1 protein-coding gene is annotated in these 505 nt (G+C 45.7%); it reads right to left on the bottom strand.

Annotated elements, in window-relative coordinates:
• The coding region (locus A3763_RS07860; RefSeq protein WP_197482838.1) for a transglycosylase domain-containing protein at nt 1-505 on the bottom strand (505 nt) is incomplete at both ends.

Below are 505 nucleotides of genomic sequence, written 5' to 3'. Positions count from 1 at the left end.
GTTTTTATTGGGCCGCGGTAGCCGTGACGCTTGTCGTAGTCTTCCAAGCCTTTTTTGACCGCGCGTGAGGCTGCTTCTTGTAGTTTGCTGTCTACGGTTAGGAAGACACGCATGCCAGAAGTGTATGCATCAGAACCGTAGCGATTAATAACTTCTCTTCTCGCCATTTCAGCAACATAAGGAGCATAAAGTTCCGAGCTTCCGCCATGGTAGCTGGCTGTAATGAGAGAGGATTTTGCTTCAGCGTGTTGTTCTGAATCGATCATCTCCAAATCAAGCATCCTGTCCAGGATCCAGTTTCTTCTGATTTTAGCTCGTTTGGCATTGGCTAAGGGGTTGTACCGAGACGGTGCTTTAGGAAGGCCCGCGATCATCGCCATTTGTGCCAGGTTTAATTCATCAATAGGCTTTCCATAATAGACTTGTGCGGCTGCATGAACACCGTAGGCTCTATTACCTAAATAAATCTTGTTTAAATAAAGTTCTAGGATTTCTTGTTTGGAGA

It is taken from the genome of Oleiphilus sp. HI0128, from assembly GCF_001635365.1.
This window is presented reverse-complemented; position numbering and strand designations above follow the sequence as displayed.